Raw genomic sequence first — 18,615 nt, forward strand, 5'->3', positions numbered from 1 at the left:
CCCCATGTCCGCTCTGACCGTTGACGTGCTGGACCCCAAGGGCAAGAAGGCCGGCACCGCCGAGCTCCCCGCCGAGGTGTTCGACGTCGAGCTCAACGTCCCGCTGATCCACCAGGTCGTCGTCGCCCAGCGTGCTGCCGCACGCCAGGGCACCCACGACACCAAGTCCCGCGGCGAGGTCCGCGGTGGTGGTCGCAAGCCGTACAAGCAGAAGGGCACCGGCCGCGCCCGCCAGGGTTCGACCCGTGCGCCGCAGTTCGCCGGCGGTGGCGTCGTCCACGGCCCCACGCCGCGCTCGTACGACCAGCGGACGCCCAAGAAGATGAAGGCCGCCGCGCTCCGCGGTGCCCTCTCGGACCGCGCCCGCAACGGCCGCGTCCACGTGGTGACCGGCTTCGGCGTCGACGGCGTGCCGTCGACCAAGACCGCCGTCACGACGCTCGCCAAGCTCTCCGGGCGCAAGCACGTCCTCGTCGTCACCGAGCGTGGCGACGAGCTGACGATCAAGTCGCTGCGGAACGTCGAGCAGGTCCACCTCCTGGTGGCCGACCAGCTCAACACCTACGACGTGCTCGTCTCCGACGACGTCGTCTTCACGCAGGGCGCGCTCGACGCGTTCCTGACGGGCCCGGCCACGGGTCGCTCCGCGAAGGCCGTCGCCACCTCCACCGAGGCGGACGAGACTGCTGCCGAGGAGGCCGCGAAGTGACCACCGTGACCAAGGACCCCCGTGACGTGATCCTCGCGCCGGTCGTCTCCGAGAAGAGCTACGGCCTGCTCGACGAGGGCAAGTACACGTTCGTCGTCGACCCGCGGGCCAACAAGACCGAGATCAAGATCGCCGTCGAGCAGATCTTCTCGGTCAAGGTCGCCTCGGTGAACACGATCAACCGCAAGGGCAAGACGCGTCGCACGCGTTTCGGCCTGGGCAAGCGCAAGGACACCAAGCGTGCGATCGTCACCCTCCGCGAGGGCACGATCGACATCTTCGGCTGAGCCGACGAGAGCAGATTGAGGACAGATCCCCATGGGAATCCGTAAGTACAAGCCGACGACGCCCGGCCGCCGCGGCTCGAGCGTCGCCGACTTCGCCGAGATCACGCGCTCGCAGCCGGAGAAGTCTCTGGTCCGCCCGCTCTCCAAGAGCGGCGGCCGCAACAGCTCCGGTCGTATCACCACCCGTCACAAGGGTGGTGGCCACAAGCGTGCGTACCGCGTGATCGACTTCCGTCGTCACGACAAGGACGGCGTGCCGGCGAAGGTCGCGCACATCGAGTACGACCCCAACCGCACCGCGCGCATCGCGCTCCTGCACTACGCGGACGGCGAGAAGCGCTACATCGTCGCGCCGGCCAAGCTCAAGCAGGGCGACGTCGTCGAGGCGGGCGCGGGCGCGGACATCAAGCCCGGCAACAACCTGCCGCTGCGCAACATCCCGACCGGTACGGTCATCCACGCCATCGAGCTCAAGCCCGGTGGCGGCGCGAAGATCGCCCGCTCGGCCGGTGCGTCCGTGCAGCTCGTCGCCAAGGACGGGCCGTACGCGCAGCTGCGCATGCCCTCCGGCGAGATCCGCAACGTCGACCTGCGCTGCCGCGCGACGGTCGGCGAGGTCGGCAACGCCGAGCAGTCGAACATCAACTGGGGCAAGGCCGGCCGCATGCGCTGGAAGGGCAAGCGCCCGACCGTCCGCGGTGTCGCCATGAACCCGATCGACCACCCGCACGGTGGTGGTGAGGGCAAGACCTCCGGTGGTCGCCACCCGGTGAGCCCGTGGGGCCAGCCGGAGGGTCGTACCCGCCGTCCCAACAAGCCGAGCGACAAGCTGATCGTGCGTCGTCGCCGTACCGGCAAGAAGCGCTGATAGGAGCCTGGAGACATGCCTCGTAGCCTGAAGAAGGGCCCCTTCGTCGACGACCACCTGCAGAAGAAGGTGGACGCTCAGAACGAGAAGGGGACCAAGAACGTCATCAAGACCTGGTCCCGTCGGTCGGTCATCACGCCCGACTTCCTCGGTCACACGTTCGCCGTGCACGACGGTCGCAAGCACACGCCGGTGTTCGTCACCGAGTCGATGGTCGGCCACAAGCTCGGCGAGTTCGCTCCCACGCGGACCTTCCGCGGCCACGTGAAGGACGACAAGAAGGGTCGTCGCCGCTGACCCCCGGGTCAGTCTGGTGACGACCTGGACGGTCAAGAGACAAGAAGGCAGGACAGCAATGGAAGCCAAGGCGCAGGCGCGGTTCGTCCGTGTCACGCCCCAGAAGGCCCGGCGCGTCGTGGACCTCATCCGTGGCAAGCAGGCCTCCGAGGCCGTCGCGGTGCTGAAGTTCGCACCGCAGGCGGCGAGCGAGCCCGTCCGCAAGGTCGTGGAGAGCGCCATCGCCAACGCCCGGGTGAAGGCGGACCGCGCGAGCGAAGCGTTCGAGGAGCAGGAGCTCGTCGTGCGTGAGGCGTTCGTCGACGAGGGCCCGACCCTCAAGCGTTTCCGCCCGCGGGCCCAGGGCCGTGCGAACCGCATCCTCAAGCGCACCAGCCACATCACCGTGGTCGTCGCTCCGCGTGAGAACACGAAGGGAAGTGCCCGATAGTGGGACAGAAGGTTCACCCGCACGGGTACCGCCTCGGCATCACCACCGACCACCGGTCGCGCTGGTTCGCCGACAGCACCAAGCCCGGCCAGCGGTACCGCGACTACGTCCGCGAGGACGTCCAGATCCGCAAGCTCATGAGCACGGGTCTCGAGCGCGCCGGCATCTCCAAGGTCGAGATCGAGCGCACCCGTGACCGCGTCCGCGTGGACATCCACACGGCGCGCCCGGGCATCGTCATCGGCCGCCGCGGCGCCGAGGCCGACCGCATCCGCGGCGAGCTCGAGAAGCTCACCGGCAAGCAGGTGCAGCTCAACATCCTCGAGGTGAAGAACGCCGAGACGGACGCGCAGCTCGTCGCGCAGGGCATCGCCGAGCAGCTCGCGAGCCGCGTCTCGTTCCGTCGTGCCATGCGCAAGGGCATCCAGTCCGCGCAGCGCGCCGGCGCGAAGGGCATCCGCGTGCAGGTCTCCGGCCGCCTCGGTGGCGCGGAGATGAGCCGGTCGGAGTTCTACCGCGAGGGTCGTGTGCCGCTGCACACGCTGCGCGCGTACATCGACTACGGCTTCTTCGAGGCCCGCACCACGTTCGGCCGCATCGGCGTGAAGGTGTGGATCTACAAGGGCGACGTCACCGAGAAGGAGTTCGCCGCGCAGCAGGCCACGGCCGCTCCGCGCCAGGGCCGTGGCGGCCCGCGCGGTGAGCGCGGCGGCGACCGTCGTGGTGGCGGCCGTCGTCCCGAGCGTTCGGCCGAGCGGACCCCCGCGTCCGAGTCGCCGGCGGCGCCCGAGCAGGCTGCTCCCGCCGCGGAGGCGAAGGCCCCTGAGACCGGAACGGAGGCCTGAGTCATGCTGATCCCGCGCAGGCTCAAGCACCGCAAGCAGCACCACCCGTCGCGCTCCGGCGCGGCGAAGGGTGGCACCCAGATCTCGTTCGGCGAGTACGGCATCCAGGCTCTCGAGCCGGCGTACGTGACGAACCGCCAGATCGAGGCTGCTCGTATCGCGATGACCCGCCACATCAAGCGTGGCGGCAAGGTCTGGATCAACATCTACCCGGACCGTCCCCTGACCAAGAAGCCTGCCGAGACCCGCATGGGTTCCGGTAAGGGTTCGCCCGAGTGGTGGGTCGCCAATGTCAAGCCCGGCCGGATCGTCTTCGAGCTGGCGGGTGTCCCGGAGGACCTGGCTCGCGAGGCCATGCGCCGCGCGATCCACAAGCTCCCGATGAAGTGCCGTTTCGTGGTGCGCGAGGGTGGTGGCAACTGATGGCAATCGGAACGAAGGGGCTCGCCCCCGTCGACCTCGACGCCATGGACGACGAGACGCTCGTCGCCGAGCTCAAGAAGGTCAAGGAGGAGCTCTTCAACCTCCGCTTCCAGTCGGCCACCGGCCAGCTGGAGAGCCACGGGCGCCTCAAGGCCGTCCGCCGCGACATCGCGCGGATCTACACGATCCTGCGTGAGCGCGAGCTCGGCATCCGAACCGCGCCGAGCGCCGAGTGAGTGAGGCTGGAATGAGCGAGAACGCAACGAACGCGCCCGAGGCGGCCGAGGAGCGCGCGCACCGCAAGACGCGCCGCGGCTACGTCGTGAGCGACAAGATGGACAAGACCGTGGTGGTCGAGGTCGAGGACCGGGTCAAGCACCCGCTCTACGGCAAGGTCATCCGCCGCACGAGCAAGGTCAAGGCGCACGACGAGCAGAACTCTGCCGGCGTGGGCGACCTGGTGCTCATCATGGAGACCCGCCCGCTGTCCGCGACCAAGCGGTGGCGCCTCGCGGAGATCCTCGAGAAGGCCAAGTGATCCACCGGTCGTGACGGGCGGGCCCCGGCTCGCTCGTCACGACCGCTCTCGTGCCGCACCGCGGTGCGGCAACCAGTGAGGACAGGTCGGGCGGGTCCACCGCCCGGTCCTGGCCGGTTCACCCGCGAGGGACCCGGCACTGACAGCTATCCGTTCGGCAAGGCTCGCCCCCGGCGAGAACCGGCTCGACGACAGGAGTTCATTACATGATCCAGCAGGAGTCGCGACTTCGTGTCGCCGACAACACGGGTGCCAAGGAGATTCTCTGCATCCGTGTTCTCGGTGGCTCGGGCCGTCGCTACGCCGGAATCGGCGACGTCATCGTCGCAACCGTCAAGGACGCGATCCCGGGCGGCAACGTGAAGAAGGGCGACGTGGTCAAGGCCGTCGTCGTCCGCACCGCCAAGGAGCGCCGTCGTCCGGACGGTTCCTACATCAAGTTCGACGAGAACGCCGCCGTGATCCTCAAGAACGACGGCGAGCCGCGCGGGACGCGCATCTTCGGCCCGGTCGGGCGCGAGCTGCGCGACAAGCGGTTCATGAAGATCATCTCGCTGGCTCCGGAGGTGCTCTGACCATGGCCAAGATCAAGAAGGGCGACCTCGTCGTCGTCATCGCGGGCAAGGACAAGGGCAAGCAGGGGCGCGTCCTCGAGGTGCTCACCGACCGTGACCGCGTCATCGTCGAGGGCGTCCAGCGCGTCACCAAGCACACCAAGGTCGGCCAGTCGCAGCGCGGCACGCGGACCGGTGGGATCGAGACCGTCGAGGCCCCGATCCACATCAGCAACGTGATGGTCGTCGACCCGGAGACCAAGAAGGGCACCCGCGTCGGGTACCGCACCGAAGAGGTCGAGCGTGACGGCCGCAAGCGCACCGTGCGCGTGCGTGTCGCCAAGCGCTCCGGGAAGGACATCTGATGAGCACCGAGATCGTCGCCCCCGAGGTGCCCCGCCTGAAGCAGCGCTACCGCGAGGAGATCGTCGCCGGTCTGCGCGAGGAGTTCGGGCACGAGAACGTCAACCAGGTCGCCCGCGTCACGAAGATCGTCGTGAACATGGGTGTCGGTGACGCCGCCAAGGACTCGAAGCTCATCGAGGGCGCCATCCGCGACCTGTCCGCGATCACCGGCCAGAAGCCGCAGGTGACCAAGGCCCGCAAGTCCATCGCGCAGTTCAAGCTGCGCGAGGGCATGCCGATCGGCGCGCACGTCACGCTGCGCGGCGACCGCATGTGGGAGTTCCTGGACCGCCTGCTGTCGATCGCCCTGCCGCGCATCCGCGACTTCCGCGGCCTGTCGCCCAAGCAGTTCGACGGGAACGGCAACTACACGTTCGGTCTCACGGAGCAGTCGATGTTCCACGAGATCGACCAGGACAAGATCGACCGTGTCCGCGGTATGGACATCACGATCGTGACCACGGCGACGACCGATGACGAGGGCCGCTCCCTGCTGCGCCGTCTCGGCTTCCCCTTCAAGGAGAACTGACATGGCGAAGAAGGCCCTGATCAACAAGGCGGCCGCCAAGCCGAAGTTCGCGGTCCGCGCCTACACCCGGTGCCAGAAGTGCGGTCGCCCGCACTCGGTGTACCGCAAGTTCGGCCTGTGCCGCATCTGCGTGCGCGAGATGGCCCACCGTGGTGAGCTTCCGGGCGTCACCAAGAGCAGCTGGTAACAACTACGTCGTAGGTCCTGGCGGAGCGCGTCGCTCGACGCGCCCCGCCCGGATACCACGTCGAGGAAGGGCTAGAGCCCGATGACGATGACCGACCCGATCGCAGACATGCTGACGCGTCTGCGGAACGCGAACTCGGCTTACCACGAGACGGTGACCATGCCGTACTCGAAGCTGAAGTCGCACATTGCCGAGATCCTCCAGGCCGAGGGCTACATCTCCGGCTGGAGCGTCGAGGACGCGACGGTGGGCAAGAACCTCACCATCCAGCTCAAGTTCGGCCCGAACCGTGAGCGCAGCCTCGCCGGCGTGCGCCGCGTGTCGAAGCCCGGCCTGCGCAAGTACGTCAAGTCCACCGAGCTGCCGAAGGTTCTCGGCGGCCTGGGCGTGGCGATCCTGTCCACGTCCTCCGGTCTGCTCACCGACAAGCAGGCCGCCACGAAGGGCGTGGGCGGCGAAGTCCTCGCCTACGTCTGGTAACCCGGAAAGGAGATACGCCATGTCTCGAATCGGCAAGATCCCCGTTCCGGTTCCCGCCGGAGTGGACGTCACCATCAGCGGCGCGCTCGTGACCGTGAAGGGCCCCAAGGGCTCGCTCGAGCACCACGTGCCCGCCCCCATCCAGGTCGCTCAGGAGGACGGCACCCTCGTGGTGTCGCGCCCGAACGACGAGCGCGAGTCCCGCGCGCTGCACGGCCTGACCCGCACCCTCCTGGCGAACCTCGTCCAGGGCGTGACGCAGGGCTACGAGAAGAAGCTCGAGATCGTCGGCACCGGTTACCGCGTGACGGCCAAGGGCTCGGACCTCGAGTTCGCCCTCGGCTTCAGCCACCCGGTCGTCGTGACCCCGCCCGCGGGCATCACGTTCGCGGTCGAGAGCCCGACGAAGTTCTCGGTCTCCGGCATCGACAAGCAGCAGGTCGGCGAGATCGCAGCGAACATCCGCAAGATCCGCAAGCCCGAGCCGTACAAGGGCAAGGGTGTGCGTTACGCCGGCGAGGTCGTCCGCCGCAAGGCTGGAAAGGCTGGTAAGTAACGATGGCTCTGAAGGTTCTCGGCAAGGGCAAGGCCGTCGCGCGTCAGCGCCGGCACCTGCGCCTGCGCAAGAAGATCAAGGGGACCGCCGGTCGTCCGCGCCTCGTGGTGACGCGTTCCACGCGTCACATCACGGCTCAGGTCGTGGACGACACGATCGGTCAGACGCTCGCGTCGGCCTCGTCGCTCGAGGCGGACCTGCGTGCGCTCGACGGCGACAAGAGCGCCAAGGCCCGCAAGGTCGGCGAGCTCGTCGCCGAGCGTGCGAAGGCCAAGGGCGTCGACTCCGTCGTCTTCGACCGTGGTGGCAACAAGTACCACGGTCGGGTCGCTGCGGTCGCCGACGGCGCTCGCGAGGGCGGTCTGTCCCTGTGACGACGCCGACCATCCCCACACGGAAGCAAAGGATTCTCTGATGGCTGCAGGGCAGCGCAGCAACACCGGCGCCCCCACGGGTGCCGCCAACGAGTCGAGCGACCAGAACGCGCGCGGGGGGCGCCGCGACGACCGTCGCGGTGACCGTCGCGACGGTCGCCGTGGCGACGCAGCCGAGAAGAACGCCTTCGTCGAGCGCGTCGTCACCATCAACCGCGTCTCCAAGGTCGTCAAGGGCGGCCGCCGCTTCAGCTTCACCGCGCTCGTCGTGGTGGGCGACGGCGACGGCACCGTCGGCGTCGGCTACGGCAAGGCGAAGGAGGTGCCCGCGGCGATCGCCAAGGGTGTCGAGGAGGCCAAGAAGAACTTCTTCAAGGTCCCGCGCATCCAGGGCACCATCCCGCACCCCATCCAGGGTGAGGCCGCCGCCGGCGTCGTGTTCCTCCGTCCGGCCGCTCCGGGTACCGGTGTGATCGCCGGTGGTCCGGTGCGCGCCGTGCTGGAGTGCGCGGGCATCCACGACGTGCTGAGCAAGTCGCTCGGCTCGTCCAACGCGATCAACATCGTGCACGCGACCGTCGAGGCCCTGCGCAACCTGGAGCAGCCTGAGGCTGTCGCCGCGCGCCGTGGTCTCCCGCTCGAGGACGTGGCCCCGGCCGCGCTCCTGCGTGCCCGTGCTGCGGGGGTGAACGCCTGATGGCCAGGCTCAAGGTGACCCAGACGAAGTCCGCCATCGGCGGCAAGCAGAACCAGCGCGACACGCTGCGCACTCTGGGCCTCAAGCGGATCGGCGACACCGCCGTGAAGGAGGACCGCCCGGAGATCCGCGGCATGGTCGCGACGGTGGCGCACCTCGTCACCGTTGAGGAGGTCGAGTGACCATGGCTGAGAAGGCCACCAAGGAGACCGCCGAGGCTCCGAAGAAGAAGACCGCTGCGAAGGCGTCGGCTCCGGCGAAGGCCGAGCAGACCCCCGCGCAGACCGAGGGTGCCGGCGGCACGCTCAAGGTCCACCACCTGCGTCCGGCTCCCGGCGCCAAGAAGGCCAAGACCCGCGTGGGTCGTGGTGAGGCGTCGAAGGGTAAGACGGCGGGCCGCGGTACCAAGGGTACGAAGGCTCGTTACCAGGTTCCCGAGCGCTTCGAGGGTGGGCAGATGCCTCTGCACATGCGCCTCCCGAAGCTGCGCGGCTTCAAGAACCCGTTCCGCACCGAGTACCAGGTCGTGAACCTGGACAAGCTCGCGGCGCTGTACCCCGAGGGTGGCCAGGTCACCGTCGAGGACCTCGTCGCGAAGGGCGCGGTCCGCAAGGGCCAGCTCGTGAAGGTGCTCGGCACGGGTGAGATCACCGTCAAGCTCGAGGTCGCGGTCGACGCCCTCTCGGGCGCGGCTCGCGAGAAGATCCTCGCGGCCGGCGGTTCGGTCTCGGAGGACTGACACCCCTGGACAGGGCCGGTGGCGCGTACGCGCCGTCGGCCCTGTCCGCGTCTGAGGGTGCCTCCCTGCACGACCCGTGGTCCGTCCGGCAGCGCACCACGGTCTAGACTCTCCGACGGCTGTCTCCCCGCACCCCGGGGGTGACCGCCGTCACTCCCAGGTCCACGGCCGGCCCGTCCGGTGATCGGGACCGACTTGCCGTTCGACGCGGCGCTACGGCTAGGGTGCCTCTTGGCGCCCGTGCCGTGCGTCACACCTCGCCGGGCCTCCCGGCGACACGACATCCCGCCTCGGCGGGCCAGGAGGATAGGTGCTCAGCGCATTCGCCCGGGCTTTCCGGACGCCCGACCTGCGGCGCAAGCTGCTGTTCACGATCGCGATCATGGCGATCTTCCGGGTGGGGTCGTTCATCCCCACGCCCGGCGTGGACTACCCCAACGTGCAGCAGTGCATCGCGGAGACCGCCGACGGCAACGACCTGCTCAGCCTGGTCAACCTCTTCAGCGGCGGCGCGCTGCTCCAGCTGTCGATCTTCGCGCTCGGCATCATGCCGTACATCACCGCGAGCATCATCGTCCAGCTGCTGCGCGTCGTGATCCCTCGCTTCGAGGCGCTCCACAAGGAGGGCCAGTCGGGCCAGGCGAAGCTCACGCAGTACACGCGCTACCTGACGATCGCGCTCGCCATCCTCCAGTCGACGACCGTCATCACGACGGCGCGCAACGGCCTGCTCTTCCAGGGCTGCTCCGTCGACGTCATCCCGGACGCCAGCTTCGTCACGATGGCCCTCATGGTCATCACGATGACCGCGGGCACCGGCCTCATCATGTGGCTCGGCGAGCTCATCACGGAGCGCGGCGTCGGCAACGGCATGTCGCTGCTCATCTTCACGTCCATCGCCGCGAGCTTCCCGACCGCCCTGTGGTCGATCGCCGGCGGCGCGAACGGCGCGACGAACTTCATCATCATGATCGCGGTCATCGTGCTCGTCATCGGGCTGGTCGTGTTCGTCGAGCAGTCGCAGCGCCGCGTGCCGGTGCAGTACGCCAAGCGCATGGTCGGTCGCCGCATGTACGGCGGCTCGAGCACCTACATCCCGATCAAGATCAACATGGCGGGCGTCATCCCGGTGATCTTCGCGGCCTCGCTGCTCGCGGTCCCGGGCCTCATCGCGCAGTTCGGCGACCAGAGCGCCGACTGGGTGATCTGGATCAGCACCAACCTGGCCGACCCGTCCGCGCCGCTGCACATCCTGCTGTACGTGCTGATGATCCTGTTCTTCTGCTTCTTCTACACGTCGATCACGTTCAACCCGGACGAGGTCGCAGACAACATGAAGAAGTACGGCGGCTTCATCCCGGGCATCCGTGCCGGCCGGCCCACCGCCGAGTACCTCGACTACGTCATCACCCGCATCACCTCCGCGGGTGCCATCTACCTCGCGCTCGTCGCACTGCTGCCGACGCTGGTCCTCATCGGGCTCGGCGTGAGCACGAACATCCCGTTCGGTGGCTCCTCGATCATCATCGTCGTCGGCGTCGGCCTGGAGACGGTCAAGCAGATCAACTCCCAGCTGCAGCAGCGCCACTACGAAGGGTTCCTCCGTTGAGCAACGCCACCGACGGCCAGTCCGCCGCGCGCCCCGCGCGCCTCGTCATCATGGGCCCGCAGGGCGCGGGCAAGGGGACGCAGGCCGCCCGGCTCGCCGAGCAGCTGTCCATCCCGGCGATCTCGACCGGCGACATCTTCCGGGCGAACATCAAGGGCGGCACGGAGCTCGGCCGCCTCGCGCAGGAGTACACCGCGAAGGGCGACCTCGTCCCCGACTCGGTGACGAACGCGATGGTCCGCGACCGTCTCGCGCAGGACGACGCCGCGCAGGGGTTCATCCTCGACGGCTACCCGCGCAACGCGGCCCAGGTCGTCGAGCTCGACGCGATCCTCGCCGACCTGGGCGTCGCGCTGGACGGCGTCGTGGAGCTCACCGCCGACCGCGACGAGCTGCTCGCGCGCCTCGCGAAGCGCGCGGAGATCGAGGGCCGCGAGGACGACACGGAGGAGGCCATCGCGCGCCGCCTCGACATCTACGCGGAGCAGACGGCGCCGCTCACCTCCGCCTACGCGGACCGCGGCCTGCTGGTGCGCGTCGACGGGATCGGCGACATCGACGAGGTCACCGGCCGCATCGTGTCGGCGCTGACCGCGCTCGTCGGCTGAGCGCCCGCACGTCTTTCCGTCGGTTCTGAGGAGCAGCAGGGTGTTCGGTCGCGAGCGCATCGAGTACAAGACGCACGACCAGGTCCGGTCCATGCGCAGCGCCGGCCTCGTCGTGGCGCGCGCGCTCGGGACGGTGCGCGACGCCGTCCGACCGGGCATGACGACCGCCGACCTCGACGCGCTCGCCGCCGCGGTCATCGCCGACGCCGGGGCGACGCCGTCGTTCCTCGGGTACGAGGGCTACCCGGCGTCGCTCTGCGTGTCGGTGAACGACGAGGTCGTCCACGGCATCCCCGGGCCGCGCGAGCTGCGCCCGGGCGACGTCGTCTCCGTCGACTGCGGGGCCGTCGTCGACGGCTGGCACGGCGACTCGGCGGTCTCGTTCGTGCTCGGCGAGGGCGACCCGCAGGACGAGGCGCTCGTCGAGGCGACGCGCCGCGCCATGTGGGCCGGGATCGCCGCCCTCGCGACGAGCGAGCGGCTGTGCGACGTCGGGGCCGCCATCGAGGACTCGGTGCGTGTCTCGGGGGAGTCGGACGGCGTGACCTACGGCATCGTCGAGGACTACGTCGGCCACGGGATCGGGTCCGCGATGCACCAGCCCCCGGACGTCCCGAACTACCGCACGCGTGAGAAGGGCCCGCGGCTGCGCCCGGGCATGTGCCTCGCGATCGAGCCGATGCTCACGCGGGGCGAGCGGTTCACCGAGGTGTGCGAGGACGACTGGACGGTCGTGACCGACGACGGCACCCGTGCCGCGCACTGGGAGCACAGCGTCGCGATCCTCGACGAGGGCATCTGGGTCCTCACCGCGCCCGACGGCGGCGCCGCGGAGCTCGCGGAGCTCGGCGTGCGCGTCGCACCGCTCGCGGCCTGACCGCGCACCGGCCTGTCGCGGGCCGCCTCGCTCCCGTCCGGCAGCGCCCGACGGCACCCCGCACGACGGGGGAGTGACGCGTCGCACCGCGCGCACGACCCGCCACGGTTTCCCGTCCCTTGCCGGATGCCGTAGGATGGTCCGTCGGGTGTAGTCCGTGCACGTCGTTCATCCGGCCCCCGTCCCTCGGGACCCGGGCGACCGACCACCGCACGCGGCTCCACGCACCTCCCACGATCGGACGACCCTCGGGTCGGGCGTGCGCGGGAGTCCTAGCAGTTCAGACGAGAGTTAGCGGAGGACATGGCAAAGAAGGACGGTGTCATCGAGATCGAGGGCAGCGTGGTCGAGGCCCTGCCGAACGCGATGTTCCGCGTGGAGCTGGCCAACGGGCACAAGGTTCTCGCGCACATCTCGGGCAAGATGCGCCAGCACTACATCCGGATCCTCCCCGAGGACCGGGTCGTGGTCGAGCTGAGCCCGTACGACCTGTCCCGCGGCCGGATCGTCTACCGCTACAAGTAGTCGTCACGCGTCCACCCACTCACCCGCCTCGCACCCGGGACCACCGGGGCCGCTCGTCGGTCGCGCCCGGAGCGGGGCACCACTGAGGGAACGAAGATGAAGGTCAAGCCCAGCGTCAAGAAGATCTGCGACAAGTGCAAGGTGATCCGCCGGCACGGTCGCGTCATGGTGATCTGCGAGAACCTGCGGCACAAGCAGCGCCAGGGCTGAGCCCTCACCTGCGCCACGGGTGACGGTCCTCCGGGACCGCGGTCACCAGGCCGCCCGTCACGACGACGGCCGGCCACCAGCGCACCACCACGAACCTGCTCGGCACCCCGGACGCGAGTCCGGGAGGAGAACGCCACAGGCAGGGGAACCCCCGGCTCGGAGGCCGGGGCCCACGGAGCTCCCCGTGGGAGGGCGGTGCGACAGACCTCCGACGAAGCACGAGGAGCCGAAAGGCACATGGCACGTCTCATCGGCGTCGACCTCCCCCGCGACAAGCGGCTCGAGGTCGCGCTCACCTACATCTACGGCGTCGGCCGTACCCGCGCCCAGCAGACGCTGGCCGCCACCGGCATCAGCCCGGACGCCCGCGTGAAGGACCTCGGCGACGCCGAGCTCGTCGCGCTCCGCGACTACCTCGAGGGCAACTACAAGCTCGAGGGTGACCTTCGTCGTGAGGTGGCCGCCGACATCCGCCGCAAGGTCGAGATCGGCACCTACCAGGGCCTGCGTCACCGCCGCGGCCTGCCCGTGCGCGGCCAGCGCACGAAGACCAACGCGCGTACGCGCAAGGGACCGAAGCGCACCGTGGCCGGCAAGAAGAAGGCCCGCTGAGCCAGTCCGCAGGGCGGGCCCTGCTCGCGCACTGACGCGGACCTCACGGTCCGTCCCGTGCCGGGTGGAGATCCCCGCGGTCAGACCACCTCAGACCAGGAGAGAAGAAGGACATGCCTCCCAAGACTCGCGCCGCCGCTGGGCGCAAGCCTCGTCGCAAGGACAAGAAGAACGTCCCCGCCGGCCAGGCGCACATCAAGAGCACGTTCAACAACACGATCGTGTCGATCACGGACCCGTCGGGCGCCGTGATCGCGTGGGCCTCCGGCGGCGACGTCGGCTTCAAGGGCTCCCGCAAGTCGACCCCCTTCGCCGCCGGCCTCGCGGCCGAGGCCGCTGCCCGCAAGGCGCAGGAGCACGGCATGAAGAAGGTCGACGTCTTCGTCAAGGGCCCGGGCTCGGGTCGCGAGACGGCGATCCGCTCGCTGCAGTCGGCCGGCCTCGAGGTCGGCTCGATCCAGGACGTGACGCCGCAGGCGCACAACGGGTGCCGGCCGCCCAAGCGTCGTCGCGTCTGACCCTCGTCGTCGACGTGCCGTCGACGGGCCGCCCGGTCACCGACCGGCCGAGCCCGTCGACGGCGCCCGTCACGGGGCAGCCGCCTCCTGACGGGGTCGACGCACCCTTCCCGGCCGGGTGGACAGAGTCCCGGCCGGGGCCGCGTGCCGCAGGCACGCACCTCGCCTTGAACCGTGCAGCGTCATATGGCGGACGCTCACCGAAAGGAAACCACCAGTGCTGATCGCACAGCGCCCCACCTTGACCGAAGAGGTCATCTCGGAGAACCGTTCGCGCTTCTCCATCGAGCCGCTGGAGCCCGGCTTCGGCTACACGCTCGGCAACTCGCTGCGTCGCACGCTGCTGTCGTCCATCCCGGGCGCGGCGGTCACCTCCATCCGCATCGACGGTGTGCTCCACGAGTTCACCACCGTGCCGGGTGTGAAGGAGGACGTGACCGAGGTCATCCTCAACATCAAGAACCTCGTCGTCTCCTCGGAGAACGACGAGCCCGTCGTGATGTACCTGCGCAAGCAGGGTGCTGGTGCGGTCACCGCGGCGGACATCGTCCCGCCCGCGGGTGTGGAGGTCCACAACCCCGAGCTGCACATCGCCACGCTCAACGACAAGGGCAAGCTCGAGATCGAGCTGACCGTCGAGCGCGGCCGTGGCTACGTCTCGGCCTCGCAGAACAAGTCGTTCGACGCCGAGATCGGCCGGATCCCGGTCGACTCGATCTACTCGCCGGTCCTCAAGGTGACCTACAAGGTCGAGGCGACGCGTGTCGAGCAGCGCACGGACTTCGACAAGCTGGTCGTGGACGTCGAGACGAAGCCGGCGATCTCGCCGCGCGACGCGCTCGCGTCGGCCGGCAAGACGCTGGTGGAGCTCTTCGGCCTCGCCCGCGAGCTCAACGTCGAGGCCGAGGGCATCGAGATCGGTCCGTCGCCGACGGACGCGGCCCTGGCCGCGGACCTGGCGCTGCCGATCGAGGAGCTCAACCTCACGATCCGCTCGTACAACTGCCTCAAGCGCGAGGGCATCCACCAGGTGGGCGAGCTCGTCGCACGCAGCGAGGCGGACCTGCTGGACATCCGCAACTTCGGTGCGAAGTCCATCAACGAGGTGAAGGAGAAGCTCGCCGAGCTCGGCCTGTCCCTCAAGGACTCGCCGCTCGACTTCGACCCGTCGGCCGCCGCGTACTACGACGGCGACGACGACGAGGCGACGTTCTCGGACACCGAGCAGCAGTACTGAGCCTGCGGCTCTAGACACCTCAGCGCGTCCGGGTCCGCACCTGCGGCGCGATCACTTCCCAAGGAGCACATCCCATGCCTACCCCCGCCAAGGGCCCCCGGCTCGGCAGCGGACCGGCTCACGAGCGCCTGATGCTCGCGAACCTGTCCACCCAGCTCTTCGAGCACGGCCGCATCACGACCACCGAGACCAAGGCGAAGCGCCTGCGCCCGGTGGCCGAGCGCCTCATCACGTTCGCCAAGCGCGGCGACCTGCACGCGCGCCGTCGCGTCCTGCGCGTCGTCCGCGACAAGTCCGTGGTGCACACGCTGTTCACCGAGATCGCCCCGCAGATGGCGGAGCGTGAGGGCGGCTACACGCGCATCACGAAGGTCGGCACGCGCAAGGGCGACAACGCGCCCCTCGCGGTGATCGAGCTCGTGACCGAGCCCGTCAGCCCGAAGCAGGCCGTCGTCCGCGAGGCGGAGAAGGCTGCCGAGAAGGCGAGCAAGAAGAAGGCCGACAAGCCGTCCAAGAAGGCCGACAAGGTCGAGGACGCGCCCGTCGAGGACGCCGCCGTCGAGGACGCTCCCGCCGAGGACGTCCAGGACGCGCCCGTCGAGGACGCCACGGAGGAGAAGAAGGAGGCCTGAGCCTCCTCTTCCCGCCCGAGCCCTCCGGGGCTCGTCGCGCAGGGCCCGGGACCGTACGGTCCCGGGCCCTGCGGCGTCCCCGGCTCTGGCGAGCCTCCGGCCCTGTCGTGTTCCCCCGGTCGATCTCGCGTGGAGCAGGGCCTACGGTCGAGACGTGACCTCCACCGACGCGTCGCCCGGGACCGGGACCGGGACCGGGGCCGGGACGTGGCCGCCCATCGTCCTCGTGCACGGGTCGCGCACCTCGCGCTCGATGTGGCGCGACCAGCTCGCGGCGCTGGGTCGCGCCGGCATGCGGGCCGTCGCGATCGACCTGCCGGGCCACGGGGTGCGGCGCGGCGAGGCGTTCACGCTCGACGGCGCGGTCGAGGCGGTCGCGGCCGGGATCGACGCGGTCGGCGGCCGCGCGCTCGTCGTCGGGCTGTCGCTCGGGGGCTACGTGGCGATCGAGACGCGCGCGCTGCACCCCGAGCGCGTCGTGGGGCTCGTCGCCGCCGCGTGCTCGACGCCGCCGTCGACGCGCCTGCGCGGCGGCTGGCTCGTCCTCGCGCGCGGCATCGAGCGGCTCCCGGACGGGGGAGCCGGGCTGAACCAGGCGCTCGTCGACCGGGCGATGACGGCCCAGGCCGCCGTCGACCTCGCGGCCGGCGGGTTCGCCCTCGACGTCATGAGCGCGATCCTGCGCGAGGTGGGGTCGGTCGACCCGGTCCGGGCCCTCGCGGCGGCGGACTCGCCGGTCTGGCTCGTCAACGGGCGCTGGGACCACTTCCGGCTCGGGGAGCGCGGGTTCCTCGCCGCGGCGCGCGCGGGCGGGGCCCCGGCCCGGCTCGTCGTCGTCCCGGGCGCGCGGCACCTGGTGAGCCTGGACGCGCCCGTGGCGTTCAACCGCGTCCTGCTCGACGCGCACGGCGCGCTCGCCGCGGGCGTGCCTCCGGGAGGCGGGGACGAGGGCGCGCTGCCGGGCCTTCTCGAGCCCGCCGCGGCCGCGCCCAGGCAGCGCACCGCGGACGGAGAGCCGGACCGCGGCACGGCCGGTCGCTGAGGCGTCAGGCCGGCGGGAGGTCCCACGCGCGGGCGCCCCCGACGAGGGCCGCCGAGTTCGGCACCACGACGACGTCGTCGCCGAGCCGGTCGAGGACGCTCGGGGTGATCCGGCGCGAGTTGCCGCCGCCCAGGTAGAGGCGGTCCCACCAGAACACGGGCCGCAGCCCCTCGACGACCGCGAGGACCCGGCGCGACCAGAGCCCGTCGCCGAGGCGGCGGCGCTCGGGCTCGCCGACGTACTCGTCGTACGTGGTGCCGCGCCGCACCGGGGCGCGCGACCACTCGAGGTGCGGCGCGAGCCGGCCTCCGTGGAACAGCGCCGAGCCGAGCCCCGTCCCCAGCGTCAGCACCAGCTCGAGGCCGGACGCCGCGACGACGCCCGCGCCGTGCACCTCGGCGTCGTTGAGCACGAGCGCCGGGACGCCGAGCCGGCGCTCGACGGCCGCGCGGACGTCGAAGCTCGTCCAGGCCTCGACGAGCGCGGGGTCCACGCGCGACCGGGGACCGCTGCGCGTCACGTAGTGGGGCGTGTGCACGACGACGCCGCGCCGGATCATCCCGGGCATGCCCACCGTGACGCGGTCGGCGGGAGGCAGCGTGGCCGCGATGCCCGCGACCGTCTCGACGAGGAGGTCGGGCGGGAGGGGGTAGGGCGTGGGGACGCGCACCGCCGCGGCGTGCGCGGTGCCCGACGCGTCGAGCACGTTCGCCTTGATGCCGCCCCCGCCGCAGTCGACGGCGAGGGTGCGGACGTCGTGCGGGTCGCCGGTCATGGGCGGCAGCGTAGGCACGGCGGCGCGCGCGGCGCACGGGCGGGCGACTACGGTGAACTCCCGTGACCGCCGTCCCGCCCCCCGCCCTCCCGGACCCCGACGCCCCGCGACCCGACGTGCCGGACGACGTCGTGCGCGTGCGCCTGGACCTCGCCTACCAGGGGACGGCGTTCGCCGGTTGGGCCCGGCAGCCGACGCTGCGCACGGTGCAGGGCACGCTCGAGGACGGTCTTGCGACGATCCTGCGGGGCGCGGCGCCGCGGCTCACGGTGGCGGGGCGCACGGACGCGGGCGTGCACGCGCGGGGGCAGGTCGCGCACGTCGACCTCGCGCGGGCGCAGTGGGAGGCGCTGCCCGGCCGGTCCGACCGCGCGCCGGGGGACGCGCTCGTCGCGCGGCTGGGCGGCGTGCTGCCGGGGGACGTCGTCGTGCACCGTGCGGCGCAGGCGCCGGCCGGGTTCGACGCCCGCTTCTCCGCGCTGCACCGCGCGTACACCTACCGCATCGCGGACGACCCGGCGCAGCGCGACCCGCTGCGCCGGGAGTGGGTGCTGTGGAACCGGCGGCCGCTCGACGTCGCGGCGATGGACGCCGCCGTGCGGCCCCTGCTCGGGGTGCGGGACTTCGCGGCGTTCTGCAAGCCGCGACCCGGCGCCACGACGATCCGGGAGCTGCAGCACCTGTCGTGGTCGCGCCCGACGGACGGGCCCGACGCGGGGCTCGTGGTCGCGCACGTCCGCGCGGACGCGTTCTGCCACAACATGGTGCGCGCGCTCGTCGGCGCGTCGCTCGCCGTGGGGGAGGGGCGCCGCGACGTCGGGTGGCCCGCGGAGCTCCTCGCGAGCCGGCGCCGGGACGCGGGGGCGGGCGTCGTGCCGGCGCACGGGCTCGTGCTCGAGGAGGTCACCTACCCGCCCGACGCGGAGCTCGCGGCGCGTGCCGACCGCATCCGCGCCGTGCGGAACGAGGAGGACGTCTGGGAGGACGCGCCGCCCCGCGAGCCGGCCTGAGCCGGCCGCGGGCGGGCGCTCGCCCTCAGGGCTTCCTCGGGG

Annotated in this window: 31 protein-coding genes; 30 read left to right on the forward strand and 1 reads right to left on the reverse strand. The window is 70.8% G+C overall.

All coding sequences use genetic code 11. From position 1 onward, the window contains the following. Nucleotides 1–4: 4 nt before the first annotated feature. From rplD to ACI769_RS18175, 29 genes are all read left to right on the forward strand, one after another. A complete protein-coding gene (gene rplD, locus ACI769_RS18035; protein ID WP_034654917.1) occupies nt 5–709 on the forward strand; it encodes a 50S ribosomal protein L4 in 705 nt (234 codons plus the stop codon). Further along, a complete protein-coding gene (rplW, locus tag ACI769_RS18040) occupies nt 706–996 on the forward strand; it encodes a 50S ribosomal protein L23 (RefSeq protein WP_021479876.1) in 291 nt (96 codons plus the stop codon). The genes rplD and rplW overlap by 4 nt, the downstream gene beginning before the upstream one ends. Before the next feature lie 31 nt (nt 997–1,027). Continuing rightward, nucleotides 1,028–1,864, forward strand: a complete 837-nt coding sequence (gene rplB / locus ACI769_RS18045) for a 50S ribosomal protein L2 (protein WP_021479877.1) — start codon at nt 1,028–1,030, stop codon at nt 1,862–1,864. A gap of 15 nt (nt 1,865–1,879) precedes the next feature. Further along, on the forward strand, nt 1,880–2,161 hold the full coding sequence (gene rpsS / locus ACI769_RS18050; RefSeq protein ID WP_021479878.1) for a 30S ribosomal protein S19: 282 nt from the start codon (nt 1,880–1,882) through the stop codon (nt 2,159–2,161). A 58-nt stretch (nt 2,162–2,219) separates the two neighbouring features. Beyond that, a complete protein-coding gene (gene rplV / locus ACI769_RS18055) occupies nt 2,220–2,591 on the forward strand; it encodes a 50S ribosomal protein L22 (RefSeq protein WP_021479879.1) in 372 nt (123 codons plus the stop codon). Next, the gene (gene rpsC, locus ACI769_RS18060; RefSeq protein WP_034654910.1) at nt 2,591–3,436 is read left to right on the forward strand and encodes a 30S ribosomal protein S3; all 846 of its coding nucleotides are present in this window, start codon (nt 2,591–2,593) and stop codon (nt 3,434–3,436) included. The genes rplV and rpsC overlap by 1 nt, the downstream gene beginning before the upstream one ends. A gap of 3 nt (nt 3,437–3,439) precedes the next feature. Beyond that, nucleotides 3,440–3,859: a 50S ribosomal protein L16 gene (rplP, locus tag ACI769_RS18065; RefSeq protein ID WP_021480428.1), complete on the forward strand. Its 420-nt coding sequence runs from the start codon at nt 3,440–3,442 to the stop codon at nt 3,857–3,859. Then, nucleotides 3,859–4,095, forward strand: coding sequence for a 50S ribosomal protein L29 (rpmC, locus tag ACI769_RS18070; RefSeq protein WP_021480429.1), 237 nt, complete (start codon nt 3,859–3,861; stop codon nt 4,093–4,095). The genes rplP and rpmC overlap by 1 nt, the downstream gene beginning before the upstream one ends. An 11-nt stretch (nt 4,096–4,106) precedes the next feature. Then, nucleotides 4,107–4,397: a 30S ribosomal protein S17 gene (gene rpsQ, locus ACI769_RS18075; RefSeq protein ID WP_021480430.1), complete on the forward strand. Its 291-nt coding sequence runs from the start codon at nt 4,107–4,109 to the stop codon at nt 4,395–4,397. Between the two features lie 206 nt (nt 4,398–4,603). After that, nucleotides 4,604–4,972 (forward strand): 50S ribosomal protein L14, encoded by a 369-nt coding sequence (gene rplN, locus ACI769_RS18080; RefSeq protein ID WP_021480431.1) that lies wholly within the window; start codon nt 4,604–4,606, stop codon nt 4,970–4,972. Nucleotides 4,973–4,974: 2 nt separating this feature from the next. Beyond that, complete coding sequence (gene rplX, locus ACI769_RS18085; protein WP_021480432.1) at nt 4,975–5,316, forward strand: 50S ribosomal protein L24; 342 nt, start codon at nt 4,975–4,977, stop codon at nt 5,314–5,316. Further along, complete coding sequence (gene rplE, locus ACI769_RS18090; RefSeq protein ID WP_021480433.1) at nt 5,316–5,885, forward strand: 50S ribosomal protein L5; 570 nt, start codon at nt 5,316–5,318, stop codon at nt 5,883–5,885. The genes rplX and rplE overlap by 1 nt, the downstream gene beginning before the upstream one ends. A 1-nt stretch (nt 5,886) precedes the next feature. Continuing rightward, nucleotides 5,887–6,072 (forward strand): type Z 30S ribosomal protein S14, encoded by a 186-nt coding sequence (locus ACI769_RS18095; RefSeq protein ID WP_021480434.1) that lies wholly within the window; start codon nt 5,887–5,889, stop codon nt 6,070–6,072. An 81-nt stretch (nt 6,073–6,153) separates the two neighbouring features. Next, complete coding sequence (gene rpsH / locus ACI769_RS18100) at nt 6,154–6,552, forward strand: 30S ribosomal protein S8 (protein WP_021480435.1); 399 nt, start codon at nt 6,154–6,156, stop codon at nt 6,550–6,552. Between the two features lie 19 nt (nt 6,553–6,571). Continuing rightward, nucleotides 6,572–7,108, forward strand: coding sequence for a 50S ribosomal protein L6 (gene rplF / locus ACI769_RS18105; protein WP_021480436.1), 537 nt, complete (start codon nt 6,572–6,574; stop codon nt 7,106–7,108). Between the two features lie 2 nt (nt 7,109–7,110). After that, the gene (gene rplR / locus ACI769_RS18110) at nt 7,111–7,482 is read left to right on the forward strand and encodes a 50S ribosomal protein L18 (protein WP_021480437.1); all 372 of its coding nucleotides are present in this window, start codon (nt 7,111–7,113) and stop codon (nt 7,480–7,482) included. Between the two features lie 40 nt (nt 7,483–7,522). Further along, a complete protein-coding gene (gene rpsE / locus ACI769_RS18115) occupies nt 7,523–8,179 on the forward strand; it encodes a 30S ribosomal protein S5 (RefSeq protein WP_021480438.1) in 657 nt (218 codons plus the stop codon). Next, nucleotides 8,179–8,361: a 50S ribosomal protein L30 gene (rpmD, locus tag ACI769_RS18120; RefSeq protein ID WP_021480439.1), complete on the forward strand. Its 183-nt coding sequence runs from the start codon at nt 8,179–8,181 to the stop codon at nt 8,359–8,361. Before rpsE ends, rpmD begins: the two co-directional genes overlap by 1 nt. Nucleotides 8,362–8,363: 2 nt before the next feature. Then, nucleotides 8,364–8,918, forward strand: coding sequence for a 50S ribosomal protein L15 (rplO, locus tag ACI769_RS18125; protein WP_074808895.1), 555 nt, complete (start codon nt 8,364–8,366; stop codon nt 8,916–8,918). Nucleotides 8,919–9,228: 310 nt separating this feature from the next. Further along, a complete protein-coding gene (gene secY / locus ACI769_RS18130; RefSeq protein WP_021480441.1) occupies nt 9,229–10,527 on the forward strand; it encodes a preprotein translocase subunit SecY in 1,299 nt (432 codons plus the stop codon). A 50-nt stretch (nt 10,528–10,577) separates the two neighbouring features. Then, entirely contained in the window at nt 10,578–11,135 is a 558-nt protein-coding gene (locus ACI769_RS18135) for an adenylate kinase (protein ID WP_031315308.1), read from the forward strand. Between the two features lie 40 nt (nt 11,136–11,175). Further along, on the forward strand, nt 11,176–12,012 hold the full coding sequence (gene map / locus ACI769_RS18140) for a type I methionyl aminopeptidase (protein WP_043651996.1): 837 nt from the start codon (nt 11,176–11,178) through the stop codon (nt 12,010–12,012). 303 nt (nt 12,013–12,315) lie between these two features. After that, the gene (gene infA, locus ACI769_RS18145) at nt 12,316–12,537 is read left to right on the forward strand and encodes a translation initiation factor IF-1 (RefSeq protein ID WP_012867920.1); all 222 of its coding nucleotides are present in this window, start codon (nt 12,316–12,318) and stop codon (nt 12,535–12,537) included. Between the two features lie 96 nt (nt 12,538–12,633). Further along, nucleotides 12,634–12,747 carry a 50S ribosomal protein L36 gene (gene rpmJ / locus ACI769_RS18150; protein WP_009740505.1) on the forward strand — a complete coding sequence of 38 codons (114 nt, stop codon included), beginning with the start codon at nt 12,634–12,636 and terminating at the stop codon, nt 12,745–12,747. Between the two features lie 237 nt (nt 12,748–12,984). Continuing rightward, nucleotides 12,985–13,359, forward strand: coding sequence for a 30S ribosomal protein S13 (rpsM, locus tag ACI769_RS18155; RefSeq protein WP_021479758.1), 375 nt, complete (start codon nt 12,985–12,987; stop codon nt 13,357–13,359). Between the two features lie 113 nt (nt 13,360–13,472). Then, entirely contained in the window at nt 13,473–13,877 is a 405-nt protein-coding gene (rpsK, locus tag ACI769_RS18160; RefSeq protein ID WP_021479759.1) for a 30S ribosomal protein S11, read from the forward strand. 217 nt (nt 13,878–14,094) lie between these two features. Then, entirely contained in the window at nt 14,095–15,114 is a 1,020-nt protein-coding gene (locus ACI769_RS18165; RefSeq protein WP_021479760.1) for a DNA-directed RNA polymerase subunit alpha, read from the forward strand. Between the two features lie 74 nt (nt 15,115–15,188). Then, on the forward strand, nt 15,189–15,746 hold the full coding sequence (gene rplQ, locus ACI769_RS18170; protein WP_021479761.1) for a 50S ribosomal protein L17: 558 nt from the start codon (nt 15,189–15,191) through the stop codon (nt 15,744–15,746). A 154-nt stretch (nt 15,747–15,900) separates the two neighbouring features. Continuing rightward, a complete protein-coding gene (locus ACI769_RS18175) occupies nt 15,901–16,788 on the forward strand; it encodes an alpha/beta fold hydrolase (protein WP_409142051.1) in 888 nt (295 codons plus the stop codon). Between the two features lie 4 nt (nt 16,789–16,792). Here the strand turns inward: ACI769_RS18175 and ACI769_RS18180 are convergent, their stop codons facing one another. Beyond that, nucleotides 16,793–17,563, reverse strand: coding sequence for an ROK family protein (locus ACI769_RS18180; protein WP_034654905.1), 771 nt, complete (start codon nt 17,561–17,563; stop codon nt 16,793–16,795). Nucleotides 17,564–17,679: 116 nt separating this feature from the next. Between ACI769_RS18180 and truA the strand changes: the two genes are divergently transcribed. After that, entirely contained in the window at nt 17,680–18,573 is an 894-nt protein-coding gene (gene truA / locus ACI769_RS18185; RefSeq protein ID WP_409142056.1) for a tRNA pseudouridine(38-40) synthase TruA, read from the forward strand. Nucleotides 18,574–18,615: the final 42 nt, after the last annotated feature.

It is taken from the genome of Cellulosimicrobium sp. RS (assembly GCF_046159675.1).
Taxonomy (GTDB): Bacteria; Actinomycetota; Actinomycetes; order Actinomycetales; family Cellulomonadaceae; genus Cellulosimicrobium; species Cellulosimicrobium funkei.

Coding starts and splice junctions, on each gene's coding strand:
- rplD (WP_034654917.1), top strand. CDS start 5: ATGTCCGCTCTGACCGTTGACGTGCTGGACCCCAAGGGCAAGAAGGCC.
- rplB (WP_021479877.1), top strand. CDS start 1,028: ATGGGAATCCGTAAGTACAAGCCGACGACGCCCGGCCGCCGCGGCTCG.
- rpsS (WP_021479878.1), top strand. CDS start 1,880: ATGCCTCGTAGCCTGAAGAAGGGCCCCTTCGTCGACGACCACCTGCAG.
- rplV (WP_021479879.1), top strand. CDS start 2,220: ATGGAAGCCAAGGCGCAGGCGCGGTTCGTCCGTGTCACGCCCCAGAAG.
- rplP (WP_021480428.1), top strand. CDS start 3,440: ATGCTGATCCCGCGCAGGCTCAAGCACCGCAAGCAGCACCACCCGTCG.
- rpmC (WP_021480429.1), top strand. CDS start 3,859: ATGGCAATCGGAACGAAGGGGCTCGCCCCCGTCGACCTCGACGCCATG.
- rpsQ (WP_021480430.1), top strand. CDS start 4,107: ATGAGCGAGAACGCAACGAACGCGCCCGAGGCGGCCGAGGAGCGCGCG.
- rplN (WP_021480431.1), top strand. CDS start 4,604: ATGATCCAGCAGGAGTCGCGACTTCGTGTCGCCGACAACACGGGTGCC.
- rplX (WP_021480432.1), top strand. CDS start 4,975: ATGGCCAAGATCAAGAAGGGCGACCTCGTCGTCGTCATCGCGGGCAAG.
- rplE (WP_021480433.1), top strand. CDS start 5,316: ATGAGCACCGAGATCGTCGCCCCCGAGGTGCCCCGCCTGAAGCAGCGC.
- ACI769_RS18095 (WP_021480434.1), top strand. CDS start 5,887: ATGGCGAAGAAGGCCCTGATCAACAAGGCGGCCGCCAAGCCGAAGTTC.
- rpsH (WP_021480435.1), top strand. CDS start 6,154: ATGACGATGACCGACCCGATCGCAGACATGCTGACGCGTCTGCGGAAC.
- rplF (WP_021480436.1), top strand. CDS start 6,572: ATGTCTCGAATCGGCAAGATCCCCGTTCCGGTTCCCGCCGGAGTGGAC.
- rplR (WP_021480437.1), top strand. CDS start 7,111: ATGGCTCTGAAGGTTCTCGGCAAGGGCAAGGCCGTCGCGCGTCAGCGC.
- rpsE (WP_021480438.1), top strand. CDS start 7,523: ATGGCTGCAGGGCAGCGCAGCAACACCGGCGCCCCCACGGGTGCCGCC.
- rpmD (WP_021480439.1), top strand. CDS start 8,179: ATGGCCAGGCTCAAGGTGACCCAGACGAAGTCCGCCATCGGCGGCAAG.
- rplO (WP_074808895.1), top strand. CDS start 8,364: ATGGCTGAGAAGGCCACCAAGGAGACCGCCGAGGCTCCGAAGAAGAAG.
- ACI769_RS18135 (WP_031315308.1), top strand. CDS start 10,578: ATGGGCCCGCAGGGCGCGGGCAAGGGGACGCAGGCCGCCCGGCTCGCC.
- infA (WP_012867920.1), top strand. CDS start 12,316: ATGGCAAAGAAGGACGGTGTCATCGAGATCGAGGGCAGCGTGGTCGAG.
- rpmJ (WP_009740505.1), top strand. CDS start 12,634: ATGAAGGTCAAGCCCAGCGTCAAGAAGATCTGCGACAAGTGCAAGGTG.
- rpsM (WP_021479758.1), top strand. CDS start 12,985: ATGGCACGTCTCATCGGCGTCGACCTCCCCCGCGACAAGCGGCTCGAG.
- rpsK (WP_021479759.1), top strand. CDS start 13,473: ATGCCTCCCAAGACTCGCGCCGCCGCTGGGCGCAAGCCTCGTCGCAAG.
- rplQ (WP_021479761.1), top strand. CDS start 15,189: ATGCCTACCCCCGCCAAGGGCCCCCGGCTCGGCAGCGGACCGGCTCAC.
- ACI769_RS18180 (WP_034654905.1), bottom strand. CDS start 17,563: ATGACCGGCGACCCGCACGACGTCCGCACCCTCGCCGTCGACTGCGGC.